This is a genomic window from Plantactinospora sonchi (assembly GCF_036422035.1).
Lineage (GTDB): Bacteria > Actinomycetota > Actinomycetes > Mycobacteriales > Micromonosporaceae > Plantactinospora > Plantactinospora sonchi.
In genome coordinates this window covers 111156-137081 of sequence record NZ_JAZGQK010000012.1, presented here as the reverse complement: position 1 = coordinate 137081, position 25926 = coordinate 111156, and the positions used below count along the sequence as shown (strand labels likewise).

General features: G+C 72.9%; 25 protein-coding genes. 9 read left to right on the top strand and 16 right to left on the bottom strand.

Features of this window, described 5'->3' with window-relative positions; genetic code table 11:
• Positions 1 to 10: 10 nt before the first annotated feature.
• Together V1633_RS14785 and V1633_RS14780 are read right to left on the bottom strand one after the other, a co-directional pair.
• Entirely contained in the window at positions 11 to 1006 is a 996-nt protein-coding gene (locus tag V1633_RS14785) for an ABC transporter permease (protein WP_331214874.1), read from the bottom strand.
• Positions 1003 to 1893 (bottom strand): ABC transporter ATP-binding protein, encoded by an 891-nt coding sequence (locus tag V1633_RS14780; RefSeq protein WP_331214873.1) that lies wholly within the window; start codon positions 1891 to 1893, stop codon positions 1003 to 1005. The genes V1633_RS14785 and V1633_RS14780 overlap by 4 nt, the downstream gene beginning before the upstream one ends.
• Positions 1894 to 2122: 229 nt before the next feature.
• On the opposite strand from V1633_RS14780, the gene V1633_RS14775 reads away from it, so the two are divergent.
• Positions 2123 to 3433 carry a sensor histidine kinase gene (locus tag V1633_RS14775; protein ID WP_331214872.1) on the top strand — a complete coding sequence of 437 codons (1311 nt, stop codon included), beginning with the start codon at positions 2123 to 2125 and terminating at the stop codon, positions 3431 to 3433.
• Positions 3434 to 3503: 70 nt separating this feature from the next.
• A complete protein-coding gene (locus V1633_RS14770; protein ID WP_331214871.1) occupies positions 3504 to 4196 on the top strand; it encodes a response regulator transcription factor in 693 nt (230 codons plus the stop codon).
• A gap of 123 nt (positions 4197 to 4319) precedes the next feature.
• On the opposite strand, the gene V1633_RS14765 is transcribed toward V1633_RS14770, so the two are convergent.
• On the bottom strand, positions 4320 to 5072 hold the full coding sequence (locus V1633_RS14765; RefSeq protein WP_331214870.1) for a class I SAM-dependent methyltransferase: 753 nt from the start codon (positions 5070 to 5072) through the stop codon (positions 4320 to 4322).
• Between the two features lie 363 nt (positions 5073 to 5435).
• On the opposite strand from V1633_RS14765, the gene V1633_RS14760 reads away from it, so the two are divergent.
• Entirely contained in the window at positions 5436 to 6878 is a 1443-nt protein-coding gene (locus V1633_RS14760; RefSeq protein WP_331214869.1) for an MFS transporter, read from the top strand.
• On the opposite strand, the gene V1633_RS14755 is transcribed toward V1633_RS14760, so the two are convergent.
• From V1633_RS14755 to V1633_RS14740, 4 genes are all read right to left on the bottom strand, one after another.
• Positions 6844 to 7176 (bottom strand): DUF6510 family protein, encoded by a 333-nt coding sequence (locus tag V1633_RS14755; RefSeq protein WP_407952017.1) that lies wholly within the window; start codon positions 7174 to 7176, stop codon positions 6844 to 6846. The genes V1633_RS14760 and V1633_RS14755 overlap by 35 nt on opposite strands.
• A gap of 32 nt (positions 7177 to 7208) precedes the next feature.
• Positions 7209 to 7973, bottom strand: coding sequence for a ferredoxin reductase (locus V1633_RS14750; RefSeq protein ID WP_331214868.1), 765 nt, complete (start codon positions 7971 to 7973; stop codon positions 7209 to 7211).
• Entirely contained in the window at positions 7943 to 8533 is a 591-nt protein-coding gene (locus V1633_RS14745; protein WP_331215197.1) for a molybdopterin-dependent oxidoreductase, read from the bottom strand. Before V1633_RS14745 ends, V1633_RS14750 begins: the two co-directional genes overlap by 31 nt.
• A 62-nt stretch (positions 8534 to 8595) precedes the next feature.
• Positions 8596 to 10749: a glycosyltransferase family 2 protein gene (locus V1633_RS14740; RefSeq protein ID WP_331214867.1), complete on the bottom strand. Its 2154-nt coding sequence runs from the start codon at positions 10747 to 10749 to the stop codon at positions 8596 to 8598.
• A 161-nt stretch (positions 10750 to 10910) separates the two neighbouring features.
• Between V1633_RS14740 and V1633_RS14735 the strand changes: the two genes are divergently transcribed.
• Entirely contained in the window at positions 10911 to 12089 is a 1179-nt protein-coding gene (locus V1633_RS14735) for a CaiB/BaiF CoA transferase family protein (RefSeq protein WP_331214866.1), read from the top strand.
• Between the two features lie 26 nt (positions 12090 to 12115).
• On the opposite strand, the gene V1633_RS14730 is transcribed toward V1633_RS14735, so the two are convergent.
• Positions 12116 to 13027, bottom strand: coding sequence for a sulfotransferase domain-containing protein (locus V1633_RS14730; protein ID WP_331214865.1), 912 nt, complete (start codon positions 13025 to 13027; stop codon positions 12116 to 12118).
• A gap of 94 nt (positions 13028 to 13121) precedes the next feature.
• Here V1633_RS14730 and V1633_RS14725 point away from each other — a divergent pair, with 94 nt between their 5' ends.
• The gene (locus V1633_RS14725) at positions 13122 to 13427 is read left to right on the top strand and encodes a DUF2795 domain-containing protein (RefSeq protein WP_331214864.1); all 306 of its coding nucleotides are present in this window, start codon (positions 13122 to 13124) and stop codon (positions 13425 to 13427) included.
• Positions 13428 to 13481: 54 nt separating this feature from the next.
• The gene (locus V1633_RS14720) at positions 13482 to 14087 is read left to right on the top strand and encodes a DUF1345 domain-containing protein (RefSeq protein WP_331214863.1); all 606 of its coding nucleotides are present in this window, start codon (positions 13482 to 13484) and stop codon (positions 14085 to 14087) included.
• 256 nt (positions 14088 to 14343) lie between these two features.
• On the opposite strand, the gene V1633_RS14715 is transcribed toward V1633_RS14720, so the two are convergent.
• Together V1633_RS14715 and V1633_RS14710 are read right to left on the bottom strand one after the other, a co-directional pair.
• The gene (locus V1633_RS14715; protein ID WP_331214862.1) at positions 14344 to 15009 is read right to left on the bottom strand and encodes a hypothetical protein; all 666 of its coding nucleotides are present in this window, start codon (positions 15007 to 15009) and stop codon (positions 14344 to 14346) included.
• 143 nt (positions 15010 to 15152) lie between these two features.
• Positions 15153 to 16130, bottom strand: a complete 978-nt coding sequence (locus V1633_RS14710; RefSeq protein WP_331214861.1) for a pirin family protein — start codon at positions 16128 to 16130, stop codon at positions 15153 to 15155.
• Here V1633_RS14710 and V1633_RS14705 point away from each other — a divergent pair.
• Positions 16120 to 17070: an LLM class flavin-dependent oxidoreductase gene (locus tag V1633_RS14705; RefSeq protein WP_331214860.1), complete on the top strand. Its 951-nt coding sequence runs from the start codon at positions 16120 to 16122 to the stop codon at positions 17068 to 17070. The two genes, V1633_RS14710 and V1633_RS14705, sit on opposite strands and share 11 nt — an antisense overlap.
• A 49-nt stretch (positions 17071 to 17119) precedes the next feature.
• Here V1633_RS14705 and V1633_RS14700 read toward each other — a convergent pair whose 3' ends face one another.
• On the bottom strand, positions 17120 to 17674 hold the full coding sequence (locus tag V1633_RS14700) for a class I SAM-dependent methyltransferase (RefSeq protein ID WP_331214859.1): 555 nt from the start codon (positions 17672 to 17674) through the stop codon (positions 17120 to 17122).
• A gap of 28 nt (positions 17675 to 17702) precedes the next feature.
• On the opposite strand from V1633_RS14700, the gene V1633_RS14695 reads away from it, so the two are divergent.
• Positions 17703 to 18164: a MerR family transcriptional regulator gene (locus V1633_RS14695; protein WP_331214858.1), complete on the top strand. Its 462-nt coding sequence runs from the start codon at positions 17703 to 17705 to the stop codon at positions 18162 to 18164.
• A gap of 121 nt (positions 18165 to 18285) precedes the next feature.
• Here the strand turns inward: V1633_RS14695 and V1633_RS14690 are convergent, their stop codons facing one another.
• The 4 genes from V1633_RS14690 to V1633_RS14675 all read right to left on the bottom strand — a co-directional run bounded on the left by V1633_RS14690 (position 18286) and on the right by V1633_RS14675 (position 23773).
• Positions 18286 to 18927, bottom strand: coding sequence for a hypothetical protein (locus V1633_RS14690; RefSeq protein ID WP_331214857.1), 642 nt, complete (start codon positions 18925 to 18927; stop codon positions 18286 to 18288).
• Between the two features lie 70 nt (positions 18928 to 18997).
• On the bottom strand, positions 18998 to 20788 hold the full coding sequence (locus V1633_RS14685; protein ID WP_331214856.1) for a DUF4012 domain-containing protein: 1791 nt from the start codon (positions 20786 to 20788) through the stop codon (positions 18998 to 19000).
• 222 nt (positions 20789 to 21010) lie between these two features.
• The gene (locus V1633_RS14680; RefSeq protein ID WP_331214855.1) at positions 21011 to 22255 is read right to left on the bottom strand and encodes a glycosyltransferase family 4 protein; all 1245 of its coding nucleotides are present in this window, start codon (positions 22253 to 22255) and stop codon (positions 21011 to 21013) included.
• 39 nt (positions 22256 to 22294) lie between these two features.
• Positions 22295 to 23773 (bottom strand): polysaccharide biosynthesis tyrosine autokinase, encoded by a 1479-nt coding sequence (locus tag V1633_RS14675; RefSeq protein WP_331214854.1) that lies wholly within the window; start codon positions 23771 to 23773, stop codon positions 22295 to 22297.
• Between the two features lie 339 nt (positions 23774 to 24112).
• Between V1633_RS14675 and nhaA the strand changes: the two genes are divergently transcribed.
• The gene (gene nhaA, locus V1633_RS14670; protein WP_331214853.1) at positions 24113 to 25456 is read left to right on the top strand and encodes a Na+/H+ antiporter NhaA; all 1344 of its coding nucleotides are present in this window, start codon (positions 24113 to 24115) and stop codon (positions 25454 to 25456) included.
• Between the two features lie 129 nt (positions 25457 to 25585).
• Here the strand turns inward: nhaA and V1633_RS14665 are convergent, their stop codons facing one another.
• Positions 25586 to 25798 carry a hypothetical protein gene (locus tag V1633_RS14665; RefSeq protein ID WP_331214852.1) on the bottom strand — a complete coding sequence of 71 codons (213 nt, stop codon included), beginning with the start codon at positions 25796 to 25798 and terminating at the stop codon, positions 25586 to 25588.
• Positions 25799 to 25926 lie beyond the last annotated feature (128 nt).

The following is a 25926-nucleotide window of genomic DNA, read 5'->3' as shown; positions in this document are numbered from 1 at the left end:
CCGGCCCTTGTCAGGTGATACGCCGACGGACCCACCAGAAGCAGATTCCGGCCAGCAGCACGGCGAGGGCGAGGAAGATGCCCGTCTCGATCCACTGCAGCGACCAGAAGTGGCTGTCCGGGTGGTAGACGACCTCCTGGCGCAGGCCGAGGCCACGCAACCAGGCCTCGCACCCCTGCACCGGCGTGTCGCGCCCGCAGGCGGTCGGGTCGGCGGGTCCGGTGAAGAGCTGGCCGCCGGGGGTGGTCGTCCGGTTGACCACGGTCCAGGTGTTCGGCAGGTCCTCACCGAGGACGTCCATCCGACCGTCCGTGCGGATCCCGACGAAGTCCATCCGGTCGAGGTCCAGCGCCGGTGTCTCGTGCCGGGCGGGCACCAGGTGGGCCCGGATCCACAGCGGCATCGGCGCGACGGCGGCGACGTAGCCGGCCAGGGTGGCCGCCATCGCCGGCATGGTGCGACGGATCAGCATGCCGGCGGTCACCCCGAGGACAAACCCGAAGACCGCGTAGCCGACCGGGACGATGCCGCGGGCGCCGTACACCAGGGGGGTGATCCGGTCGGCGGCGGCGCTGTCGATGTGCCGTGCCCAGCCGGTGACCGCCAGGCTGAGCAGACCGCCGAGCGCCGCCGCGGCGGCGCCGAGGACCAGGAGCTTGGTGGCCAGCCAGCGGGTCCGGGTGACCGCCTGGTTCCAGGCCAGTCCGTGGGTGCCGGCTTCGAGTTCGCGGGCGACCAGCGGGGCGCCCCAGAAGATGCCGATCAGGGCGGGCATCGTGTACATGACGGCCAGCGACGCGTGGTAGAGGGTCCCGGCGGCGCTGTCGTCGACCCGGCTGAGGAAACCGGAGACCACACTCTCGCAGTTGGTCCGGCAGGCGGCGACGTCGGCGTACATCTCGGCGATGCCGGGGCCGGTGACCAGCAGCACGATGCCGAACGCGAGCACGGCGGCGGCGCTGACCGCGGCCTGGGTACGGAACTGACGCCAGGTGAACCAGGTCATCGTGTCGCCTCCAGGTCGGGCCGGGACGAGGTGACGGCCTGCGACATGTACGCCAGGACCAGGTCCTCGAGGGAGAGCGGTTCGACGGTCAGCGAGGGGTCGTTGACCGGTGTGTCACCCCGTACGACGAAGGTGGACTGGCACGCGGTGTGGTTCGCTTCGACGACCTGGACGCCGGCCGGCAGGTCGGCGGCGTCGCGACGGGTACCGGTGAGCCGGTGGTGGCCGGCGAGCAGTTCCCCGACGTCACCGGCGAGCCGGACCCGGGAGGCGACCAGCACGACCAGGTAGTCGCAGACCCGTTCGAGGTCGGACACCAGGTGTGAGGAGTGGATCACACTGGTCCGGTTCTCGGCGGTGTACGCCGCCAGGGCGCGGAGGAACTCCCGCCGGGCCATCGGGTCCAGCGCGGCGACCGGTTCGTCGAGGACGAGCAGCTCCGGGCACTTCGCGATGGCCAGGGTCAACGCGATCTGGGCGCGCTGCCCACCGGACAGCCGACCCACCCGCTGCCCGGGGTCGAGACCGAGTGCGGCGACCCGGTCCTCGGCCATCCGCTGATCCCAGCGTCGGTTGGTACGGGCGGCGAACCGCAGGTGGTCCTTGATGGACAGACCGGCATAGGTGGGCGCGTCCTGGGCGACGAAGCCGACCCGGGCCAGTTGGGCGGCGCCCGAGGCCGGACGGCCGCCGACCACCCGGATGGTCCCGGCGGTCGGGGTCAGCATGCCGACCGCCAGTTGGAGCAGTGTCGTCTTGCCGGCGCCGTTCGGGCCGACCAGCCCGACGACCCGGCCGGGCGGGACGGAGAGCGTGCAGTCGGACAACGCCAGGCGTCGCCCGTACCGCTTGGTCAGGCCCTCGGCGTGGAGCACGGGGCTGGTCATGTCAGACTCCTCAGTTCGGTCACGGAAGCCGCGGACGGCCTCCAGCTCGGTACGAGGGGGAACGCTAGGAGCGGTCGACACCTCGGCGCGTCGGTCGCGGCGACGAACCCGGGACCTTCGCGGGGAGGATCCGTCCCCGACGTCCTCCGCGCGATGTACGCGTCCCGGACGACCCCACGGTCGCCGAGGACGATGTGGCCGGGCGGCCGGCCCTGAGACACTTGCGTCGATGGACAGGACTGAGGTGGCGGAGCGCTGGCAAGCGGGCCTCGCCACACTGCGTCGGCGTACGTCGGTCCCGCCTCCGCGCCCGTCCCGCTGGGCCTGGGGCGCCGACGCGCTCCTCGCTCTCGCGCTCGCCGTCGGCACGCTCAACGACCTGCTCAACGGCGGCCCGGGTGCCGGGCAGGACGTGCCGCAACGGGACCTGCCCCGCGGCTCGGACGCGCCGGCACCGCCCGAATGGATCATCGGCTTTCCCGGATCGGAGCCGATGTCCGGAGCCGAACTCTGGCTCTGGGTGGCGCTCGCGCTCGCCACCGCACTGCCCGTCGCGGTGCGCCGGCGCCATCCGCTCACCGTGTTCTGGGTGGTCGTCCTCGCGAGTGAGGCGTACCACGGCAGAGGTGGCCTCGACGCCACGTTCACCTACGCCGCCTGCGCGACCGTCGCGTACGGCGCGGTGATGTACAGCCCGTACCGGGTGGCGGCGGTGGCGGGTGTGCTGGCCGGCGCCGTGCTGATCGCCGGCGGTCAGCGGGACGGTCTGCCCCGGACCGAACCCGGACTGATCTTCCTGTTCCTGCTGATCCCGGTGGCGCTCGCGGCCAACGCCGTACACACCCTGCAACAGCGGGTACGGACGGTGGAGGCGCAACGGGAGACCGAGACCCGGCTGGCCGTGCAGCGCGAACGGGCCCGGATCGCCCAGGAACTACACGACGTGGTCACCCACAATGTCAGCGTGATGGTGGTGCAGGCGGGTGCCGCGCGTACGGTCCTGGCCGCCGCACCGGAGAAGGCGCACCAGGCGCTGCTGGCCATCGAGTCCGGCGGACGGGCCGCGATGAGCGAACTCCGGCACGTGATGGGTCTGCTCAGCATGGACGGCGACCCCGCCGACCAGGGCGGGACGGACGAACTCACCCCGCCACCGGACCTCGGGCAGCTGCCGGCGCTGATCGCCCGGGTCCGGGCCGCCGGGGTGCCCGTCGAGCTGACCGTCCGCGGCACCGCCGACCCTCGCCCGGCCGGCGTCGACCTCACCGGCTACCGCGTGGTCCAGGAGGCGCTGACCAACGTCATGAAGCACGCTGTCGGGGCGTACGCGGTGGTACGGGTCGACCACGGCACCGACGCGCTGCGGGTGGAGGTCTCCGACACCGGCGGCAGCCCGTCGCCGTCGGCCCGCTCCGGCCACGGCCGAGGACTGATCGGCCTGCGTGAACGGCTCGCCGTCTACGGCGGCACCCTCGACGCCGGCCCGCTGCCGCTCGGCGGGTTCCGGGTACGCGCGGTCATCCCCGTGGAGCGGCCGTGACGGCGGGCGGCCCCCCGGTTCCGCGTCCGGTCACGGCGGTACCCGGCGGCTGTGTGGACGAGGGGGTGCCATGACCAAGCCACTGCGGGTCGTCATCGCCGACGACCAGGCCCTGCTCCGTACCGGTTTCGCGATGATCCTGACAGCCGACGGCAGCATCGAGGTGGTCGCCGAGGCCGCCGACGGCGCGGAGGCGGTCAACGCGGTTCGGCGTACCCGTCCCGACGTGGTGCTGATGGACATCCGGATGCCGGAGGTCGACGGGCTGGAGGCCACCCGACGCATCCTGGCCGGGCCGACGCCGACGCCGCGCATCATCATCCTGACCACCTTCGACCTCGACCGCTACGTCTACGCGGCGCTGACCGCCGGGGCTAGTGGCTTCCTGCTCAAGGACGTCTCCCCGGAGCGCCTGGTCGCGGCGGTGCACATGGTCAGGTCCGGCGACGCGCTGCTGGCACCGGTGATCACCCGCCGCCTCATCGAGCGCTTCGCGCGGCACGACGACCGGGGTGCCGTACCGCACCGCGACCTGTCCACGCTCACACCGCGCGAGTTGGAGGTGCTGCAGCTCCTGGGACGGGGCCTGACCAACGCGGAACTCGCCGCCCGGCTGTACCTCGGCGAGACCACGGTGAAGACGCACGTGACCCGGATCCTGTCGAAGCTCGGGCTGCGCGACCGCGCGCAGGCGATCATCGTCGCCTACGAGACCGGGCTGATCACGCCCGGTGGCGGCACGGACCTGCCCGGCCGGAGCTGACCGCCGCCGGGCCGGACGCTGACCGCACCGGTTCGGCCGGTCCTGACGTCCGTGCCCGGTAGGGGCCCGACCGCGCCCGCCCGGAACCGTCGGTGACGGCTCACGGTCACACCGCCGATCCGCTCAGCCGCGCTTGCGCGCCTCGAACAGGTAACGCCGTGAGTGGGCCACGAACAGGCCGTCGCGCTCGATCCGCCGGTGCAGCGCCAGCAACCGGTCCCGGTAACCGTCGACGGTGAAACCCGGTACCGTCCAGACCACCTTGCGCAGGAACACGATCACGGCGACGACGTCGAAGAACTCCATCCGCAACGCCTCGCTGCGCAGGTCCCGCACGTCCAGCCCCAGTGCGGTGGCGGTGGCCCGGGCACGCTCCGGATCGCGGGCCCGCCCGACGGGTCGCGGTCCCGTCAGGAACTCGGCGAGTTCCCGTACCGACCCGGGACCGACCTGCTGGGACAGGTAGGTCCCGCCGGGCGCCAGCACCCGGGCGATCTCGTCCCAGCGCACCGTCACCGGATGGCGGCTGACGACCAGGTCGAACGCGCCGTCGACGAACGGCAGGTCGGCCGCCTCCCCGACCTCGACCACCACACCTCCGACGGCGGCGAGACGCTGCCGGGCCAGCACGGCGTTCGGCCGCCAGCCCTCGGTGGCCACCAGTACCGGCGGCGGCTTCGGAACACCGGCCAGCACCTCACCGCCGCCGGTCTGCAGATCCACCGCCCGGTCGGCGCGCGCCATGCGTTCGCCCATCAGCCGGGCGTAGCCCCAGGACGGCCGTTGCTCGGTGGCCCGGCCGGCGAACCAGGAGAAGTCCCAGCCCTCGACCGGCACCGCGACGCCTTCCGCGACGAGTTCCTCGAAGGTTGCCATTGCGCGAGTCTCCCGACAGCCCGGAGCCCGCTCAACCGGATTCCGGCAGGGACACCGGGCGCTGGCGGTCAGGTACGCTCCCCGAGTCACAGGTACGACCCCAGGAGGCTGATCATGAGCTTTGCTCTCCTCGGCACGGTGCAGGTACCCGCTTCGGCGCGGAAGTCCACCGCTCGCTGATCCCGCCGCCGCCTCGACGTACGACACCCTGATCGTCGTACCGACCGCGTAGCGCGCTCCGTCGACCTCCGACCTCCGACCTCCGCCTCGAAGCGATCGCACCACCCAGGCCGCCCCGTCCGGGCGGCCCCGTCTCCGGCGCCCCCGTCCGGCGCCACCGCATCGCTTCCGAGGAGTTCCTCCGTGTCTTCGCACGCCGACTCCGGACGCCCCCGCGCGTCCGGAACCCGCCGAATCCGCCCGCTGGGCCGGGACTTCGGCAAACTCTGGGCCGCCAGTGCGGTCTCCAACCTCGGCGACGGGGTGACCATGGTGGCCGGCCCCCTCCTGGTCGCCTCGCTGACCGACGACCCGGCGTTGGTCGCCGGGGCGGTCGTCGCCCAGCAACTGCCCTGGCTGCTGTTCGCCCTGATCGGCGGCGCCCTGGTGGACCGGTACGACCGCCGTCGGGTGATGGTGCTGGTCAACCTCGGTCGGGCCGGCGTACTCGCCGCGCTGGCCGGGGCCGTGCTGACCGACACGGTCGGCGTACCCGCCGTCTATCTGGCCTTCTTCCTGCTCGGCACCGGTGAGACGATCGCCGACACCGCCGCCACGGCACTGCTGCCCGCCGTCGTCCCCGACGAGCGCCTTGAACAGGCGTACGGGTGGCTGCAGGCGACGTTCGTGGTCGGCAACCAGTTCGTGGCCAAGCCGCTCGGGGCGTACCTCTTCGTGGTCGCGGTGGCGCTGCCGTTCGGGTTCGACGCGGCAACGTTCGTGGTCGCGGCGCTGCTGCTCGCCGTACTCCGGTGGCGCCCGGCGCCGGACGACCGGTCGGCGGCGACCGACGGGCCGGTCCGCCGGAGCCTGCCGGACGAGATCCGCGCCGGTGTCCGGGCACTGTGGTCGTCCCCGGTGCTGCGGATGCTGGCGGTCTGCCTGGCGCTGATGAACGTGGTGTTCTGCGCGGCGTTCGCGGTTTTTGTGCTCTACTGCCGCGACCGGCTCGGGCTGGACGAGATCGGCTTCGGGGTGTTGCTGACCGGCTCGGCGGCCGGCGGCCTGCTCGGTGCCGGGCTCGCGCCGCGGCTGCGCCTCCGGTACGGCACCCCGGCGCTGCTCCGGGCCGGTCTGATCGTCGAGGTCATCACCCACGTCGTGTTGGCGGCGACCCGGGAGCCGTGGCTGGCCGGGGCGGTGATGGCACTGTTCGGGGTGCACACCATGGTCTGGGGCGCACTCGTGATGGGGCTCCGGGCCCGACTCGTGCCCGACCACCTGCGCGGCCGGGTGAACAGCGTCTACGGGCTGCTCGATCTCGGCGGCGCGGCGCTGGGCAGCCTGCTCGGCGGTGTCCTCGCCTCCCTGACCGACAGTCTCACCGCGCCGTACTGGGCCGCCGGGGCGGCGATGGCGCTGCTCACCGTCGCCTTCTGGCGACAACTCGCCGCGACCGGACCGGCGGACCCCAGCGGACCGAACGGTACGAGCGAACCGACAGGTGAGACCGGACCGGCGGACCCCAGCGGACCGGCGGGTAGGACCGGACCGGCGGACACGACGGTTGGCCGGTCGGGCCCGGGGGTCGACCCGGACGACGCGCCGACGGTCACATCGCGGTCGGGTTCGGACCTGGCATCATGACCGGCTCGGCCGGCATCGGCACCTGCAGGAAGGTCGCGCCACGCAGGTCCAGCCAGGCGCTGGTCGGGGTCCGGACCAGTCGGAGAATGACCTCCTGGCAGGACGGACAGCGGGCGACCACACCGGGCGCGTTCGCGTAGATCCGGAGACCGGCCACCGGCCCGGTACGCCCGCACGAGGCGCACCGGCCGGTGGCCGTCGTCAGGTCCACCGCGAACACCTCGGCCAGCGGGCCGGCCAGCATGTTGCCGTCCAGGTAGTCCATCGCCGGCTGCTCCGGATAGAACTGGTCGGTCATCTCGCCTCCAGGAAGGTCACGGCTCGGGCCGGTCAGGCTCCGGTGGGGCCGAACCGCTCGGTGCGGACCCGGCGGGGCTCGTGACCGAGCCCGACCAGGATGTCGGCGACGGTCTCCACGAATCCGGTCGGACCGCAGACGTAACAGGCGGGTTCGAGCTGGGGCGGCCAGCCGTGGGTGTTCAGGTCGGCGACACCGATCCGGTGCGGGCTCGCCGGCGAGCCCTCCGGCGCCTCGCGGGTGTAGAGGTACGTCACGTCGAGCCCCTGGTCGTCCCGGACCCGTCGGCGCAACTCGTCGGCGAAGTAGATGTCCCGCTCGGTGCGGACCGAGTAGACCAGCCGGAACGGCACCCGGCTGCCGGCCGCCCGCCGGGCCCGGACCATCGCCATCAGCGGCGCGATCCCGGACCCGCCACCGACCAGCAGCACCGGGGCGGTGTCGGTGACCCGCCAGATGAAGTAGCCGCCGATCGGGCCGCGGACCTCCACCGGATCGCCGACCGTGAAGACGTCCAGCAGGTACGGCGACACCTCACCCTCGGGCACCCGCTGCACCGTCACCTCGACCCGGTCACCGTCCACCGGCGCCGAGATCGAGTAGCTGCGCGCCGCCTGGTAGCCGTCGTCGGCGGTCAGTCGCAGGTCGACGTGCTGGCCGGGCTGGTGTCCGGGCCAGTCGGGCACCTCCAACACCAGCGTGGCGGCCGTCTCCGTCTCCTGGCGACGGTCGACCAACCGGGCCACCCGCCAGGTGGCCCGGTTGCTCAGTCGCCCTGGTACCGCTGTTCGCGCCATGGGTCACCGTAGTCGTGGTAGCCGGCGGTCTCCCAGAAACCGGGCTCGTCGGTCAGGCCGAGCCGGATGCCCCGCACCCACTTGGCCGACTTCCAGAAGTAGAGGTGCGGAACGAGCAGCCGGGCCGGTCCGCCGTGCTCGGCCGGCAGGTCGCCGCCGTCGTACCGGTGGACGATCCACGCCTGTCCGTCACGCAGATCGTCCAGCGGCAGGTTGGTGGTGTAGCCGCCGTACGAGTGGACCAGCGCGTAGTCGGCGGCCGTATCGACACCCTCGAGCAGGGTGTCCAGCGAGACCCCCTCCCAGTTGGTGCCCAGTTTCGACCAGTGGGTCACGCAGTGGATGTCCACCGTCGGGGTCTCGGTCGGCAGCGACCACATCTCGTCCCAGGTCCACCGGAACTCGGCACCGGTCTCGGTGGTGATCACGAACTCCCAGTCCGGCCGTGGCACCCGTGGGGTGGGGCCGGCGGAGAGCACCGGGAAGTCCTCGGTCAGGTACTGCCCCGGCGGCAAGGCCGGCTCGCTCGGCCGACGCCGTCCTTGGAAGCCCGGAGACACGATTCCCACCCGACCTTCCTACCACCCGGCGGCCCGGCGCCGTCGGGGAACCCGGACAAGGCTCAGCCTCGGTGCTCCGGTCCCGCCGACCCGGGTCGCCGGTGACCGGGAGGCGTGACGGGTCGGTCCGCCCCGGACGGTGGGACGGGTCCGTCCAGCAGTTCGGCGGGCAGGCCGGGCCAGCGGGCGTACGCGCTTTCCAGGAAGTACTCCTGGCCGGGATCCCAGGTGTGGCCGGTGGCCCGGCGGTGGTAGACGTAACCGAACGGATGGGTGCGGTAGACGATGCCGCCGTCCCGACGGACCCGCCGCAACAGTCCCAGGTCGACCGAACGTGGCACCGGCCGCCAGCCGCCGACCGATTCGAGGTCGCCCCGGGCGATCAGCATGGTTCCGCCGGCCACCACCTCGGCGTCGCTCTCGGCGGCACCGGACGGCCGTCGGATGGTCACGTCCAGCGTCTCCAGGTGGACGAACTCGGAACCCTTGCCCACCACCGTCGCCCCGGAGTAGTGCCGGGCCAGCACCAGATCCCAGACGTGTTCCGGGCCGTAGCTGTCGTCGTCGTCGAACTTGGTGACCAGGCTGCCCCGGGCGCGACCGGTGGCGGCACCCAACGCCTCGCCGAAACTGAGGGCCCCCGGCACCTCGACGATCTCGTACGGTCGTCCGCTGGCGGCGAGCAGGTCGCGTACCGGCTCGGGCAGTGCACACCCGTGCAGGCAGAGCACCACCTCCAACTCCGGGTACGTCTGCCCGACGATCGTCCGTACCGCCTCGGGGAGCAGGTCGGGGCGGCGGGTGGCCAGGATCGCGCTCACCGACGGTGGGCGGGGCAGTCCGGGGAACGGGGCGGCGGCGAGTCGCGGCAGCGCGAACCCGGTGGCGTGGCCGCGCAGGGCCGCCCGCCGCTGCCGTACGCTGCGCGCCTCGCGGGCCAGCGGGTCCGTCTGCGGCACCGGCGCGCCGACAGTCTCCCGCAGTTCTGGGGTGAGCAGCCCGGCGACCCGGTCCGGCAGGGTCGGGGCGGACAGGGTCGCCCCGGTCATCGCCACCTGCACCAGCAGCGCCGCCACCGCCACCGGGTCGGCGTCCGGCACGGTGCCGCAGTCGACGGTCCCGACCTGGCGGAGGGTGGCGAGGTCGGCGGCGGTCAGCCCCGGTCCGTCCAGTCGGCCGGCACCCGGGCGTCGCCGTCCCCGCGGATCCGAGACGAAGTCCAGCCGGATCCGGGGGGCGTCCGGGCGGTAGGAGTCGGCGCGACGGCCCCGGGGGTTGACCCGCCGCGCGTCCACCAGCACCGCCACCGGACCGGCATCGGTCCGCAGTCCGTGTCGGCCGGCGTGCCAGCCCACCGCGTACGCCGGCTCGACGTCCCCCGATGACGGGCTGCCGGCGCCCGGCGGTGAGTCGGCCGGGCGCGACGCCGGGCCGGGTGTGTCCGCTACCGGGTCGGCCGTGCGCGACGCCTTGCCGGGCGGCTCCGCTACCGGGTCGACGCGGTGTGCGGAGTCGGCCCGGTCCCCCGCCCACAGCACGAGGTCGTGGGCACGGATCTCGGTACCGGCCGGCAGCCGGGGCCCGGTCAGCACCGCGACCGGCCCGGCGGGCAGGTATCCCGGCAGGGTGTCCCAGCAGGTCAGCTCCGCACTGGCCGGGGCGGGCAGCGGCCGGTCCGGAGTCAGCGCGGCCAGCGCCGCCCGTACCACGTCGCGCAGTCGCGCCGGCCGGGAGAGCCGGACCGCGACGCTGGCGGGGCCACGGCCGCCACGGGGCAGCGTCACCCGGTGCCGACGGAGGTGGTCGAGCGGGCCGATGCCGTGCGCCCAGCCCCGCCAGGGCGCCCGCCAGTACGCCACCAGGACCGTCGTACGCCGGGTCGGGGTGATCGACACCGGCATGGTGAGCAGGTCCCGGAGCCGGTCCACCGACCCGGCGACGACCAGCAGCCGCCCTCGGCCGGGGATCCGGAGCACCCGCAGCCCGACCCAGCGGCCGAGGCGTTCGGCCCGGGTCGGTGGCGGCGCGTCGACCAGTCGCCACCACCAGCCCCGCTCCGCCCGATCCGGAGAACCGGGTGCGGCCAGTCCCCCGGGCTCCGGTCCCGTTCCCGGTACGGCCGCAGCCGGGTCCACGTGCTCGCCGGTACGCATCTGGTTCCGCTCCGCCTCTGCCTCGCCCTGCCCGGACGCCGCCACCCCACCGGTACGCCGCACCGGACCGGGCCGAAGCCGCCGCGCCGGGTACGCACGTCCGGTGCACCACGTCGGGTGCGGAGTGTCCGATGGCGGACACGGTTGGTGACTCCCTCGCCGACGATAAGCCCTGCCGGCCGTCGTACCCGCCAGCCCCGGCCCGGGTGTCCTATCGTGCTGCGATGACCGATGCCCGGCCGGCACCCGCGCCCGGCCCTCTCCGTGGTGTCCGCCTCGTCGAACTGGCCGGCATCGGGCCGGCTCCGTTCGCCGCGATGGTCCTGGCCGACCTCGGCGCGGACGTGATCCGGGTCGACCGGGTCGCCGAGGTACGACCGGAGCGGTTCGGCACCGCCCATCCCGACCTGCTCAACCGGGGGCGCCGCTCCCTCGCGGTCGACCTGAAGCAGCCGGCGGGGCGGCAGTTGGTGCTCGACCTGGCCGGCACCGCCGACGTCCTCGTCGAGGGCTTCCGACCCGGCGTCGCCGAACGGCTCGGCCTGGGGCCGGCGGAGTGTCTCGCGGCCAACCCCCGGCTCGTCTACGGGCGGATGACCGGCTGGGGGCAGGACGGCCCGAACGCCGGGAACGCCGGACACGACATCAACTACCTGGCCCTGACCGGCACGTTGCACGGGATCGGCCGGGCCGGCGAGCGACCGGTGCCGCCGATGAACCTGGTCGGCGACTTCGGCGGGGGCGGCATGCTGCTGGCCCTCGGTGTGGTCTGCGCGCTGTACGAGGTACGCGGCGGCGGATCCGGGCAGGTGGTGGACGCGGCCATGGTGGACGGGGTGTCGCTGCTCTCCACCATGATCCACAGTCTGCGCGGGATGGGCCGTTGGCAGGACGCCCGTGGGGTCAACATGTTGGACGGCGGTGCGCCGTACTACGACACGTACGAGTGTGCCGACGGCGGTTATCTGGCGGTCGGCGCGATCGAACCGAGGTTCTACGCCGAACTGGTCCGGCTCACCGGTTTCCCGCTGCCGCCGGACGAGGCGCTCGACCGGGACGACCCGGCGAACTGGCCGGCCCTGCGGCGGGCCTGGGCACGACTGTTCCGGACCCGGAGCCGGGACGACTGGGCCGGGCTGCTGGAGCACACCGACGCCTGCGTGGTGCCGGTGCTCGACTGGCGGGAGGCACCGGAGCACCCGCACCTGGCGGCGCGACGGGTCTTCGTCGAGCACGCCGGCAGGACACAGCCCGCGCCGGCGCCCCGGTTCAGCCGTACCCCCGGGGCGATCCGCCGTCCCCCGCCACAGCCCGGTGAGCACACCGACGAACTCCTGGCCGAGGTGCTGGGCCTGGACGCCGCGCGGATCCGCCGGCTCCGGGACGCCGGCTCGGTGGCCTGACCCGGTTGCGCCGGGTCGGGCCGGGATCAGCGGGTGGTCACCGGCTCCCACTCCCGGTGCAGCCAGGCGATCAGCCCGGGTGGGCCCAGCCGGGCCGCCCGGGCCCGGTAGTGGGCGAGTTCGTCGGCGCTGAGCAACTCACGGCCCGACCCCGAACCGCCACGGCGGAAGAACGCCGCGCGGTCCTTCAGGATCCCGGAGGGGTCGGGGGCCAACCGGTCGGCCCGGGCCCGCATCCGGTCGAAGGTCGCCGCCTCGACCAGCCGGGGCCACTGCGACTCCGGCACCTCGACGCCGAGCCGGCCGGCGATCCGGCGCATCTCGCCACCGAGGTCGGCGGTGAGGTCCGCGTAGTGCACGAGCAGGATGTTCGGCTGGTCGCGCCGCGCCCACGCGTCGGAGAGGTGCCAGAACACGCCGGGCAACGAGTCGAGGGCGTCGGCCGGCTCGACCTCGCGGTCGATCCAGCGCAGCAACCACTCCCGCAGCGGCGGTCGGGGAGCCGGCGGGGCGGTCGGGGCCGGCTGACCGGTGAGCTGCCGGATCCGCTCCCGGTCGAGGTTGCCGCCCTGGTGGTAGAGGGAGACCGCCATGTCCAGCGGATCCCGGGCGACCACGATGTACGTGGCCGCCGGGTCCAGCGGGAGACCGTCCAGCGGGGTGTGGGTCTTGATGAACCGACGGTGGGATTGCGCGGCCAGCCGGGCGAGGACCTCCTCCCGGGGGACGATCAGCCAGTCCAGCCAGGGCGAGAGTTCCGCCAGCGGGGCCGGCAGCTCCGGCCGCCGGAACACCAGCAGCGCGCAGATCATCTGCATCCAGGTGGTACCGCTCTTCGAACGGGTGCTGATCACGATGTCGCCCGTTCGGTACGGAAAACCGTGCCAGCGGGCACTGTCCTCGTCGTCGGAGCGGTACCGGACGGGGCCACTGAGCATCCGGCGAGAGTAGTCGCACCGGCCCCGGGCGGCCCACCGATATACCCCGGGGAGGCAGGCGTGACCGTCGCCGCAGCGGGTATCCGGCCGGCCGGTGGAGCAGACAACCGGCGAGGAGCGCAATCCCATGGTGACCAACGCGGACGTACTGCGTTATCTGCAGTCGATGGACTTCCCGGCGCCGAAGGAGGACATCGTCCGGGAGGCCGAACGCGCGGGCGCGCCACGGGAGGTGTTGCAGGCGTTGCGGGCGATGCCGCCGGTCGACTACCGGAACACCGAGGAGGTGGCCCGTTCGGCCGCCACCGACCTGGCTCCGGACGCCTCCCCCGCCGAGTTGGCCGCGAAGACCCGCAACCGTACGCACCAGCGGGTGGCCCGGCACATGCGCCAGATCTGACCCCGCGTACGGATGGGGCGCAGCCGGCGTACCCCGCCTCGGGCCTCGCTGCAGATGACCGTCATCACGGTCGTCGGCCTCTGCGTCGGGATACCGACGACGCTGCTGCACTCCCCGGTGATGGGCCCGCTGATCGGCTGGGACGCGGCGGCGGTGACGTACCTGATCTGGGCCTGGCTGGTGCTGTGGCCACGGACCTGGCAGGAGACCGCCGAACTGGCCGTCCGGGAGGACCCGAGCCGGGCGGTCCGGGACGTCGTGCTGCTCGTCGCCGGCCTGGCCAGCCTGCTCGCCATCGGTATCCTGCTCGCCACCGACCAGTCGGTGCGCGGTGTGGAGCGCGACTTCCACATCGGGCTCGGCATCGTCAGTGTGCTGCTGTCCTGGACCGTGGTGCACACGGTCTTCACCGCCCGGTACGCCCGGCTGTACTACACCGGCGAGGACGGCGGGGTGGACTTCCACGAGGCGGAGCCGCCGAAGTACACGGACTTCGCGTACCTCTCGTTCACCGTCGGGATGACCTTCCAGGTGGCCGACACCGACCTGACGTCGAAACAGGTACGCGCCACGGTGCTCCGGCACGCCCTGTTGTCGTACCTGTTCGGCGCGGTGATCATCGCGGCGACCATCAACCTGCTCGCCGGGCTCGCGCACTGACCGGTGGGTCCTGATTCCTTGTCGGCGCCGTCCCGACACCGGACGAGGCACCCCGTCCGCGCACGCGATGGCGCGGACAGGGCACCACGTCCGACAGTGCCCCGGCGTCGACGCGTCCGAACCGGACGCGGTCACCGAGCGACGGTCGCTCCCCGAACCGGATGAGCGATCACCGTTGCCTCATTCTACGAGTCGCCATCATCCGTCCGGTCAGATTTTGGGGAAACTGTGGGGGAACGCACGGCAATTTCATCACTCAACGACCAATTTTGTCGTAGTTGTCCTCCAGGTCGATCCTGGCCAACGCACCGACCAGCCAGGCCAGCCGCTCGGACTCGCCGCTCCCGGCGAGGGTGGCCAGCTCGGCCGCCGACCGGCCCAGGCCGAGCCGCCGGGCGGCGGTGAGGGCCCGCCGGTCGGCGACCGGGGCGGTCTCCCGCCACAACGCCTGGACCTCGCGCAGGAACAGGTCGGTCACCTCGCCGTCGACGCCCGGCAACTCGCCGAGCAGGGTCCGTTCCCGGTCCGGCCGGTACCCGGCCGCGACCCGGACTCGACGCAGGTCGCCCTGGTAACGCGCAACCAGTGTGCCGGCGAGGTCACCCAGCGTGCCGGCGATCCGGTCCGCGTCCGCGCCCCGGCCGTGCTCACGCAGCACGGCGGCGCGCGCCTCGGGCCGGGACCTGGCCATCCGGGCCGGGCTTTCCCAGCCCCGGCCGGACAACGCCAGCGCCGGCTCGACCGCGCGCCGGACGTCACCGGTACGACGCAGCAGGATCGCCAGACAGAGCACCTGGAAGAGACTCGCCGGGTTGTTGGTGACCCGGATGCCGCACTCCTCGGCGAAGCCCCGGCCCCGGCCCGCCAGTCGACGGGCGAGCCGCCTGCGTTCCTCGACGCTCGCGGTCGCAGTGGTTGCCATGCCCGGCGACTACCCACGACGGCTCAGGGCAAAGCAACCCGGAGCCGCCGATTCCGCCACCAGCCCGGTTCGGACCCTGCTCCCGGCACAGCCGACCGGTCAGTGCCGGACCGGCACCCGGAGGTCGCGCCGGCGACGGACCGTCATCCGACGGTACGGCCGTGCCGGTCGCGGCTCTTGAGCCGGGTGGTCGGCATCGTCGGCGCCGGCAGGGGCGCGCTGTCGTCCCCGTGCACCCGGCCGAACCGGGGACCCCCGGCCATCCACTCCGTCCGGGCCTCGACGATCTCCTCGTGCGAACGGCCGACGAAGTTCCACCACATCACCAACGGCTCGTCGAACGGCTCGCCGCCCAGCAGCATCAGCCGGGCCGGGCCCTCCGCGCGCAGCTCCAGCTCCCGCCGGCCGGTCCCGAGATAGAGCAGCGAGCCGGGGGTGAGCGGGATCCCGGCGACCTCGACCGCGCCCGACATCACCAGCACACCGTGCTCGAAGTCGCCGTGCAGCGGCGCCCGGGCGGTGCCGCCGCGCGGTAGCCGGAGCTGGGCGCCGAGCAACGGCGTGTGCACCACCGCCGTCGAGCGGGCACCGCCGAACTCGCCGACCAGGACCGTCACCGAGACGTCCCCGTCCGTCAGCACCGGCAGGTCGGCGTGGTGGGCGAAACCCGGCGGGCCGGAACGGGCGGCGTCCGGCAGCGCCACCCAGAGCTGCAGTCCGTGCAGGGTGGGCGGATGGTCGGGTGGGGAGTACTCGGCGTGCGCGATGCCCCGGCCGGAGGTCATCACGTTGAGCTGCCCCGGCCGGATGAGCTGGTCGCTGCCGAGACTGTCCAGGTGGCGGATCTCGCCGTGCACCAGCCAGGTGACCGTCTGCAATCCGGTGTGCGGGTGCGGACCGATGCCCATGCCGGGCCGGTTGGCGACATTGTCCGGGCCGAAGTGGTCGACGAAGCACCAGGCGCCGATGGTGCGGCGCGGGCGTTGCGGGAGCAGCCGGCGCACCGTGGTGTAGCGCCCCAGCGGTACGTCGTGGCCCGGCAACAGGACGTTGGTCGGCTCGGCCACGGCGGTCGCCGCGGGTGGCACGGTCTGTCCAAGCATCGGTTCGGTGCTGCTCACCCGTCCGAGCGTACGCGTGGGTCAGGTCACGCAGGCCGGTGACCGGGGCGACGGTGCCAGACTGGTGGGCATGGCGCACGCGGTGAGATTCGGCCTGAACGCGGACCCGAACGTCGGTGGGCTGGCCATCGCCGAACGGATCGCGGTGATCGCCGACGACAACGGCCTCGAGTACGTCGGCGTGCAGGACCACCCGTACAACCCGGGATTCTTCGACACGTTCACGGTGCTGACCTGGCTGGCCGCCCGGACCCGCCGGGTGCGGCTGTTCCCGAACGTGGCGAACCTGCCGCTGCGTCCGCTGGCGATGCTGGCCAAACAGGCGGCCAGCCTCGACGTGATCAGTGGCGGACGGCTCGAGCTGGGGCTGGGCGCGGGCGGTTTCGTCGACGCCATCGCCGGGATGGGCGGGCCGCGCCGCACCCCGGGTCAGGGCCGGGCGGCGCTCAGCGAGGCGATCGACGTCATCCGGGCGAGCTGGGCCGGCGAGCCGTACGCCCACCAGGGCCGGCACTACGCGCTGGAGGGCGTCCAGCCCGGTCCCCGGCCCGCACACGAGATCGGGATCTGGCTCGGTGTGGTCGGACCCCGGGCGGTACGGCTGGTCGGGGCGAAGGCGGACGGCTGGTCGGTCTCCGCCCCGTACGTGCCACCGGCCCGGTTGGCGGAACTCCACCCGCTGATCGACGAGGCGGCTCGTACCGCCGGCCGGGATCCCGACCGGATCGTCCGGCTGTACAACGTGATGGGCCTGGTCAGCGCCGAGGATCGGGACGCCTTCCACGGGCCGGTACGGCGATGGGTGGAGACGTTGACCACGTTGCACCTCGAGCACCGGATGAACGCCTTCGTCTTCTGGCCCGGCGCCGACCGGGAACGGCAGTCCCGGATCTTCGCCGAGGAGGTGGTACCGGCCGTCCGGGCCGCGCTGCCCGGGTGAGGGCGGCGACCGGACACCGGTACCGGGCCTCACGTCGAGCCACGGGGGATCAGCCGGGTCGGCGTGCGGCCAGCCGCTCGATCAGTCCGAGCCGCAGCCGTTCCCGTGCCTCCGGCACGAACCCCTGCCGCACGGCGAGGTCCGCCGGCCTCCCCCGCAACCAGCGCCGCTCTGCGTGGTCGACGAGGAGCAGCGTCCCCGCCGGCCGGAGCACCCGGTACATCTCGGCGATCGCGGCGGCGCGGTCGGCGACCGCGCAGACCGCCATCGTGCAGACGACGGTGTCGAAACCGGCGTCCGGAAACGGCAGGTGCTCCGCCGCCGCCTCGCGCAACTCCACCGGTCGGCCGAGTTCCTCGGCGCGGCGTCGGGCCACCGCGAGCATCCCGGGGCTGAGGTCGACACCGACCAGGTCGACGGCGTCGTGGTAGCGGGACAGGTTGCGGCCGGTGCCGATCGCGACCTCGAGGGTCCGCCCCCGGGCCCGGGCGCAGATCCACTCCCGACTGTCCCCGATCGCCATACGCTCCGCCCGGTCGCCCCGGTTGTCGTAGTTCGCCGCCCGCCGGTTCCACGCCTCGCGGGCGCTCTCTCGCTTGACCATGACGTCGACTGTGCATGTTAATGTCAACATGAAGTCAAGCCCCCGGCACGATCCCGGCAGCGCCGAGTTGACCATCGGAGAACTCGCCGGCCACTTCGGACTCGCCACCCACGTCCTGCGGCACTGGGAGGCGGCCGGCCTGCTCCAGCCCGACCGCCGGGTCAACGGCCGGCGCCGGTACGGCCGCGACCAGTTGACCCGGGTCGCGATCATCGTGCACGCCCGACGGGTGGGCATCGGGCTCGACCGGCTCAGGGTCATGCTCACCACCGAGGACGCCACCGCACGACGAACCGTGCTGCGGCACCACCGGGATGAACTGGACCAGCAGATCGTCCGGGCGACCGCCTCCCGCGACCTGCTCGACCACGCGTTGGCCTGTCCGGCGGAGGACTTCCTGTACTGCCCCGACTTCCAGCAGATGGTGCACCGGCTCGACGCGGACTGTGCGCGGCGGCCGGGCGAGGAGAGGAACCCGCCCGGCCGGTGACGGCAGCGGTCGCCGGGTGCCCACGCGCGGACAGGCGCCCGCCGGACGCGGGCCTCGTCCGACGGGCGCCGTTCGCGGTGCCGGGTCGACGCCAGGTGCGGTGTCGACCCGAGCGCCGGGGTCAGCCGACCGAGGTCAGTTCCCGGGACCGGCCGCCGGTACCACGGTTCTTGCGCCGCCACGCGACAGCGATCAGGACGAGCAGCGCACCGACGATCAGCAGGGTCGCACCCAGGGTGATCTGGGATCCGGTCTCACTGCCCGTCACCGGCAGTGGCGGCTGCCCACGGACGATGGTCACCGTGGTGGTGGCCACCCGTCCCGTGGTCAGCCCGGTACCGGTGATCACCACGGTCTGCTGACGGGTGAACTTGACCCGGACCGAGAACTCGCCGGTGGCGTTGGCCCGGACCGTGATGGTGGTCGGGTCGGTGTACACCGTCGGGGCTTGGCGGACGAGCGGGTCCATCGCGCCGACACCGCCGGAACCCTCGCCCGCCGGCTGCGCACCGCGCGCGGGCGCGGCGAGCGGTGAGGTCGCGAAGTCGAGCCGGACCAGCTCGTTACCGCCGAATCCCGAGCCGAACACGGTGAACGCGGCGCCCACCTCGACCGTCGAGTCGCTGGTGGTCAGCGCCGGTGGCTGTGGCGGGTAGGGCGGTTGTGGTAGCGGTTGGGCCTGGGCGGGCGCCCCCGCGATGGCGAACGCGCCCACCGTGGCGAGCGTCGCCACGGCCGAGCCGATGATGCGGGATAGCCGCATGGTGGATCCTCTCTCTACTGGTCTCATGCCGTCACTTCGGATCGCATGACGTCGTGGATGCGTGCGGGACCTACTGGTTGCACGCGGGTGCGGAACTGACTCGGGTGGTCCATGGCGTCGTGCCGGGGGTGAGCCACAACTCGGCCGCGCCGCTGGTGTTCGCCTGGGTCAACAGGCTGATCTCCAGTACGCGGGTACGTCCGGCGCCGATGTCGACACCGAGCACGGCGACCCGCCGTCCACGCTCGATGCCACCCCCCATCGGTTCCGGCCTGCCGTCCAGCCGTGCCCCGACGGGTGAGCCTCGGAGCGGGCTGAAGACGTAGATCACTAGACGGGCGGTGTACGGATCGCCGGCCAGCGCGAGACCGCGGACGGACTTGCTGAGGCCGGACGAGGGAGCGGTCGACTGCAGGGTGAGCCGCAGGTGGAGTTCCCGGCGGCCGTCGGGGCGGCAGTCGCCGACGGTCAGCTCGGCGCTGCGCTTCAGGTAGTAGCCGAGCTTGGCCCCGCTGCCGTCGTTGAGGAAGACCCCGACGTTGTTCACCGTCTCCCGGTCCGGCATGACCCCGGCCAGCCGGCTGTTGACCAGCTCCTTCTGTTCTTCCGGTCGGGCACTCCAGAACAGGATCCGACGCTCGGCGGCGGCGGTGCCGACCGCCTGAGCCACCGCGCGGGGGTTGACCGGACGCTTCAGCAGCGCGTCGAACACGGCCCTGGCCGAGGCGGCGAAGTAACCGTCCTGTTCGGCCGGCTGGTCGAGCAGGCGGTAGGCGTCGGAGAGCAGGCTGCGGACCGCGGTCCCGGCGGTGAGGGTGGGATGCCCGGCCACCGGAACCGGGCCGATCGCGCGGAGCAGGTAGGCGAGCGCGACCGGGTCGGTGGCGAGCACCCCGTCGACGGTGCCGCCGACGGTCCGCCGGTACATCTCCCGGTAGAGCGTGGCTGCGGTGGGAAAGTGCGGGGTGAGGTTGACGTCGGCGGGATAGATCCCGAGCAGGTCGGTGTAGAGGGCCCGCTGTTCCCGGGAGAGCCGGAGCACCGGCCGGTCGAACATCTCCAGGTCGCTGGTGGGGCCCTGCCTGAGGATCTTCACCTCGCCACCGTTGGCCCGGACGACGGCGTAGGCGCCGAAGATCCCGCCGGTCGACCGCGGTTCCGCCAGGTTCTGGAAGACCATCAGGTACGTGCGCGGCCCGCTGGCGCCGAGCAGCGCCGGGAGCAGCGCGCCGCTGCGCCGTACGGCGGCGGTGAAGGTGGCCAGCCGGTCCAGTTCGGCGCGGGTCTGCCGGACCGCGTCCCGGACCGGGGCGGACAGCCCGTCGGCCGGCAGGTCCGAGATCCGTTCCCGGACCTCCTGGACGGCGGTGTCCACCTGGGCCACCGTCGGCATCACGTCGCGCAGCGCGGCCAGGTCGATCCGACCGGTCCGGGGCAGCAGTACCTCGAAGTCGAGTTCCACCAGGGGCGGAAACGCCCGGCGGGCCAGTTCGTCGATCCCTTCCGCCAGCCCGCGTACCGCGACCAGGGTCGACCCGCCGTACGGCGTGTGCGAGGCGGCCCGCCAGCCCACGTCACCGGTACGCGACCGGGCGGCGCTGGTCTGCTGTTGCAGGGCGGCCAGCGTACGCCGCGCCTGGGCCGTCTCCCCGTCCAGCACCTGGCGACTCAACTCCTGGGCGAGGTCGGCCGCGTTCTCCAGGTGTCCCCGGGCCTGCCAGCCACGCAGCCCCACCCAGCCGACCGACAGGGCGAGCAGGCAGGTGACGACAAGCGTGGTGAGCAGGATCCGGCGCAGTCTCGGCCGAACCTTCCGGCGGCCTCTGTTCCGCCGGCCCGGGGAGAGGTCTCCCACTGCCACCACCGCTCTCTCTGATCCGGGACGAAGCCGGACACAACACCAGTACTGTCCTATACCTCTATAGCATGCGAATAAGTCCGTAATGAACGTTTTCGCGCCTTTACCGCTCTTATCTATTTCTCATGAAAGATGCTCATAAAATGCTTCACAAGCGGCGACCGAGGCTTTGGCGGCGGTGGATCCGCGGACGCACTCGCCGTGGCGGCGGGACCGGACTCGGCGCTAGCGGCGACCCCGGCTCGCCGCCGCCTCGGCGAGCATCTGTTCCATCTGGTCGACGCCGGCCCGCAGGGACATCCGGGCCAGGTAACTGTCCCGGGCCCGCCGGGCCATCTCGTCCCGTGCCGCGCTCGGGATCAGCGCGGCCAACGCGAGGCGGTCGGCCAGCGCCTGCCAGTCCTCCGGCGGACAGGAGAGCCCGACCCGGGCCCGTTCGACCAGCTCCGCCGTGTCCCCACCGGCGGAGGCCACCACGGGCGCCCCGGCCGAGAGCGCGGCCTGCAACTTCGACGGCACCGCCCCCTGCAACGCGGGCAGGTCGCGCAGCAGGACCAGCTGGTACTCGGCGGCGGCGTACAGTTCGGCCATCTCGGTCGGCGGGCGCCAGCCGAGGAAACGTACGTTGCCGGCGCCCAGTTCCTCGGCGAGCCGCCGGCTCTGCTGCTCCTCCGGACCGGAACCGACCAGCACCAGGTCCACGTCGAGCCGGCCGTCGAGCGAGGCCGCCGCCCGGACCGCCGTGTCCACCCGCTGGAACGGTCCGATCGTCCCGGCGTGCATGATCGTGGTACGGCCCCGGTGGCCGATCGCCCGCCGGGCCGAGGGGGTCGGCCCCACCGGCCGGAACAACCTCTCGTCGGTCCAGTTGAGCACCACCCGCACCTTGTCCGGGTCGGCTCCCCGCTCGACAACCACGTCCCGCATCGACGGCGCGATCACCGCGATCCCGGCGGCGGACCGGTAGATGGCCCGCATGGTCCGGCCGAGCAGCCCGTGCATCATCGTGCCGGGCCTGTCCTGGCCGGCCGGGGAACCCGTGGTGACCGCCTCCGGCCAGACGTCCTGGACGTGTACCACCGCCGGGATCCGCCGCAACAGCCGGAGCAGGGCGGCCGCCGCGTAGGCGCCGGCCGGCGGGAAGTAGACGTACACCGCGTCGACGCCGGCCAGATAACCGGGCGCGGTCAGCGCACTGCTCATCGCGTACGTCACCTGCCGGGCGAGTCGCCGGGCGGCCGTACCGTCATGACTGACGTAGCTCGGCACCCGGCGCACGGTGACCCCGCGCTCCTCGGCCTGGTCCCGCCACCGTTGCCGGTAACCGGGATAGACCTGTCCGGTCGGGTGGTTCGGGAACCCGGTCAGCACCCGGACCTCGTGGCCCCGCTCGGCCAGTTCCTCGGCCAGGCACCCGGGTATGAACGCCGGCTCCGGCGGATACCAGTACGAGATAACCCCGATCCTCATCACTCATCCCCCGCTCACCCCACCAGCCGGCGCCACGACTCATCGCGACACCCGGCTGAACTCTTCGGTGTCCACCGGCAGTCCGAGGCCGGCGCCGTTCGGGGGGACCCGCACCAGGTCGGAGCCGTCCCGGGACTCGTCCCGCGTCGTCCCGAGCAGGTTCTCCGCCGGCACACCCCGCCGGTACGCGCGGTACTGCTCAACATCGATCTTGTTCTCTCTCGACATGTTCAGCACGCAGCCCAGCACGCGGGCGGAGACGGAGTGCAGGGCCCGCGCCGCGGCGGCACTCTGCGCCCGTGGCGTCTTGCCGCCCCGGGAGACCAGCAACGCCCCGTCCGCCTGCACCGCGACCACCACCCCGTCGGTGAAGGCGAGCAGCGGCGGGGTGTCGATGATGACGATGTCGGTCAGTTCGCGCAGCGACAACAGCAGGTCCGCCATCGCCTTGGAGCCGAGCAGCTCACTCGGGTTCGGCGGTACGGATCCGCCGGGCAGGACGAGGAGCGACTTGTCGCCCCAGGGCTGCAGCACGTCCTCCACCGCGACCTCGCCGATCAGGACGTCGGTGAGGCCGGCACCGGAGGGCATGCCGAGGTAACCCGCCACCCGGGGGCGGCGCAGGTCGGCGTCGACCAGCAGGACCTGCCAGCCCGCCTCGGCCAGGGTGATCGCCAGGTTGCAGGCCAGCGTCGACTTCCCCTCGGCCTGCACCGCGCTGGTGACCGCGATGACCCGGGCCGGCTCCTGGGCGTCGACGAAGCGGAGATTCGTCCGCAGTTTGCGCATCGCCTCGGCCCGGGCCGTCTGGGCGGCGGCACCGACGATCAGCGGGCTCGTCCGGGCCTGTCCGTCGTACGGGATGCTGCCCAGCAGCGGTGCCGAGGTGGCCTCCTGGAGCGCCTCACCGTCCCGGACCGTGGTGTCGGTCAGCCCGCGCAGCACCGCGAGGCCGGCCCCGAGCACCAGGCCGAGCAGGCCGGCCAGGACCAGGTTGCGCATCGGGCGCGGGGAGACCGGTTCGGCGCCGGCCCGGGGGCCGCCGACCACCTCGATCTTGATCGGCGCGTCCTTGGCGCCGGGCGGGGTCTCGATGGTCTGCACGAGTTTCACGAAGTGCGCCGCCAGCGCCTCGGTCAGCCGCAGCGCCCGGGCCTGGTCGCTGTCGACGACCGTCGCGGAGAGCAGCACGGTGTCCGCCTCGACCCGGGCGGTGACCCGCGACCGGACCTCGTCGGCGGTCAGCCCCACCCGCTCCTCCGCCGCGATGGTCTGCGCCAGCCGGTCGCTGGTCAGCAGGTCGACGTACGACTTGACCCGCTGCTGGAGAAAGAGGCCACCCTGGTACGCGTCACTCATGCCCTGTCCGGGCGAGGTGACGAAGAACGTCACCGAGGAGGCGTACTGCGGTGTGGCGCGCACCGTCAGGAACCCGGCGACACCAAGCGCGACCATCACCGTCGCGAGTACCACCCACCAGCGTTGGCGCAGCGCGCGCAGGTAGCTGTGCAACTCCATCAGGCCAGGCCTCCCGTCTCAGCACCAACCGGTCGCGGGGTGCCAAAGACCTCTAGTGCTCGGAAAAAATGCGACAGTATGAAAAGTTCACACTTGTCGCTCGACGTTTCCTACCGAATGTAGATGATTGAACGCCCTCGGTAGCCGCAGTCGACGCAACCAGGGCCAACAAGTGTCGAAGGCGACGAGCGGGACACGATCTCCGACCGGCCTCGGCGGACAACCCGGACGGGCTCGTCCGGCGTCACCACGGCCCGGCGGGTAGGGTGATCACCAGGAGCGCCGGGAAGTCTGGTCGGCACAGACCGCAGCCTGCCCGAAAGCCGAGGTGGCCCCCGGATGCCCGATCACCGTCCCGTCCCGCCGCCCGGCGCCGTACGACGCTTCTTCCAGCGGAGTTCGTGGCCGGAGGCCCGGTACGTCGCCACGGTGCTGCGCACCGAGACGGTCGGTGGCGGACTGCTGCTGTTGGGCGCGGTGATCGCCCTGGTCTGGGCGAACTCCCCCTGGGCGGCGAGCTACGGCGCCCTCGGCCGGTACGTCCCCTGGCCCGGCGGCGCCGCCCTGCACCTCGACCTCAGCCTGGGCGCCTGGGCCGCCGACGGACTGTTGGCGATCTTCTTTTTCGTGGTCGGCCTCGAACTCAAACGGGAGTTCGTGGTCGGGGATCTGCGGGATCCCCGTCGGGCCGTGGTGCCGGTGGTGGCGGCGCTGGGCGGGATGGTCCTGCCCGCGTTGGTCTACGTGGCGGTGCTCGCCGCCCGCGGCGGTGCCGGGTACGCCGGGTGGGCCATCCCGATGGCCACCGACATCGCGTTCGCGCTGGCGATCCTCGCCCTGATCGGCTCACACCTGCCGCACGGGCTCCGGGCGTTCCTGCTCACCCTGGCCGTGGTGGACGACCTGGGGGCGATCGGGGTCATCGCGGTGTTCTACACCGACCACCTGGAGCCGGTGCCGCTGCTCGGTGCGCTGCTGGCGATCGCTCTCTTCGGACTCCTGGTGCAGCTGCGCCGGCCCTGGTGGTGGCTGCTGATCCCGCTCGGCGTACTGGGCTGGGTGCTGATGCACGCCTCCGGGATCCACGCCACCGTCGCCGGTGTGCTGCTCGGCTTCACCGTGCCGGTACTCACCCGCCCCGGCGAACCGCGCCGGATGGCGGAGCACCTCGAACACCGCTGGCGGCCGGTCTCGGCCGGTGTCGCGGTACCGGTCTTCGCGTTCTTCGCCGCCGGGGTGACCCTGCGCGGCACCGACCTCGGCGCGCTGGTCCGGGAGCCGGTGGTCCTGGCGATCGTCGCCGGCCTGGTCGTCGGCAAGGCGCTCGGCATCTTCGGCTCGACGTACCTGCTGTCCCGGTTCACCCGGGCCGAACTCGACCAGGGCATCCGCTGGCCGGACCTGCTCGGCGTGGCCCTGCTCGGCGGCATCGGCTTCACGGTCTCGTTGCTGATCGGCGAACTCGCCTTCGGCACCGGCACCGAGACCGGCGGCCTGGTGAAGGCGGCCGTGCTGGCCGGGTCACTGGCCTCGGCACTGCTGGCGTCGGTGGTGCTGACCCGCCGGAACGTCACGTACCGGCGGCTGCACGAGGCGGAGACCCGGGACGAGGACGCGGACGGCGTACCGGACGTCTACCAGCGGACCGAGCCTGAGCCACGGTCACCCGGCCGGCCGGAGTAGCCGGTCGCCGAACGGGCCGGAACATCGGGGTCGCCGGCCGGACCGGAGCAGTGGTCCACCGGCCGGGCCGGAGTAGCCACCGACCCGGCCGGCCGCCCCAGCGGAGTGCGGGCCGGCCGGGTCCAACGGTCAGCGGGCCGGCCTGCCCTGGTCGGCGTCCCCGTCGTCGTCCAGTTCCGAGTCGGCGAGCGCCTCACGGAACTCGCGGGACAGGTCCGAACCCGGCACCGCGGCCTCCTCGGCCTCCTCCTTCACCACGTCCCGCTCGTGCGGGGGCTCCGGCTCGGGCGCGGTCGCGTCCCCGGCGAAACCGTACTCGTTGGGCTCGTCGTGCCTGCTCATCCCGATTGTCCTCCGTTCCCGGCCGGCAACGGACAAAATTCCCGTCCCGGGTCCGTACGGCGTACCCAACTGGCGGGCGAGGCACACCCGGTGCCGTGCCACCGGGTGCGGCCGGCTGACGAACCGGC

Bases quoted from the DNA above. Each gene is read 5' to 3' on its own strand.
- V1633_RS14665 (WP_331214852.1), bottom strand. From the start codon at position 25,798: ATGAGCAGGCACGACGAGCCCAACGAGTACGGTTTCGCCGGGGACGCG.
- nhaA (WP_331214853.1), top strand. From the start codon at position 24,113: ATGCCCGATCACCGTCCCGTCCCGCCGCCCGGCGCCGTACGACGCTTC.
- V1633_RS14720 (WP_331214863.1), top strand. From the start codon at position 13,482: ATGACCGTCATCACGGTCGTCGGCCTCTGCGTCGGGATACCGACGACG.
- V1633_RS14785 (WP_331214874.1), bottom strand. From the start codon at position 1,006: ATGACCTGGTTCACCTGGCGTCAGTTCCGTACCCAGGCCGCGGTCAGC.
- V1633_RS14695 (WP_331214858.1), top strand. From the start codon at position 17,703: ATGAAGTCAAGCCCCCGGCACGATCCCGGCAGCGCCGAGTTGACCATC.
- V1633_RS14770 (WP_331214871.1), top strand. From the start codon at position 3,504: ATGACCAAGCCACTGCGGGTCGTCATCGCCGACGACCAGGCCCTGCTC.
- V1633_RS14675 (WP_331214854.1), bottom strand. From the start codon at position 23,773: ATGGAGTTGCACAGCTACCTGCGCGCGCTGCGCCAACGCTGGTGGGTG.
- V1633_RS14755 (WP_407952017.1), bottom strand. From the start codon at position 7,176: ATGACCGACCAGTTCTATCCGGAGCAGCCGGCGATGGACTACCTGGAC.
- V1633_RS14680 (WP_331214855.1), bottom strand. From the start codon at position 22,255: ATGAGGATCGGGGTTATCTCGTACTGGTATCCGCCGGAGCCGGCGTTC.
- V1633_RS14715 (WP_331214862.1), bottom strand. From the start codon at position 15,009: ATGGCAACCACTGCGACCGCGAGCGTCGAGGAACGCAGGCGGCTCGCC.
- V1633_RS14735 (WP_331214866.1), top strand. From the start codon at position 10,911: ATGACCGATGCCCGGCCGGCACCCGCGCCCGGCCCTCTCCGTGGTGTC.
- V1633_RS14730 (WP_331214865.1), bottom strand. From the start codon at position 13,027: ATGCTCAGTGGCCCCGTCCGGTACCGCTCCGACGACGAGGACAGTGCC.
- V1633_RS14750 (WP_331214868.1), bottom strand. From the start codon at position 7,973: ATGGCGCGAACAGCGGTACCAGGGCGACTGAGCAACCGGGCCACCTGG.
- V1633_RS14775 (WP_331214872.1), top strand. From the start codon at position 2,123: ATGGACAGGACTGAGGTGGCGGAGCGCTGGCAAGCGGGCCTCGCCACA.
- V1633_RS14780 (WP_331214873.1), bottom strand. From the start codon at position 1,893: ATGACCAGCCCCGTGCTCCACGCCGAGGGCCTGACCAAGCGGTACGGG.
- V1633_RS14765 (WP_331214870.1), bottom strand. From the start codon at position 5,072: ATGGCAACCTTCGAGGAACTCGTCGCGGAAGGCGTCGCGGTGCCGGTC.
- V1633_RS14700 (WP_331214859.1), bottom strand. From the start codon at position 17,674: ATGGTCAAGCGAGAGAGCGCCCGCGAGGCGTGGAACCGGCGGGCGGCG.
- V1633_RS14690 (WP_331214857.1), bottom strand. From the start codon at position 18,927: ATGCGGCTATCCCGCATCATCGGCTCGGCCGTGGCGACGCTCGCCACG.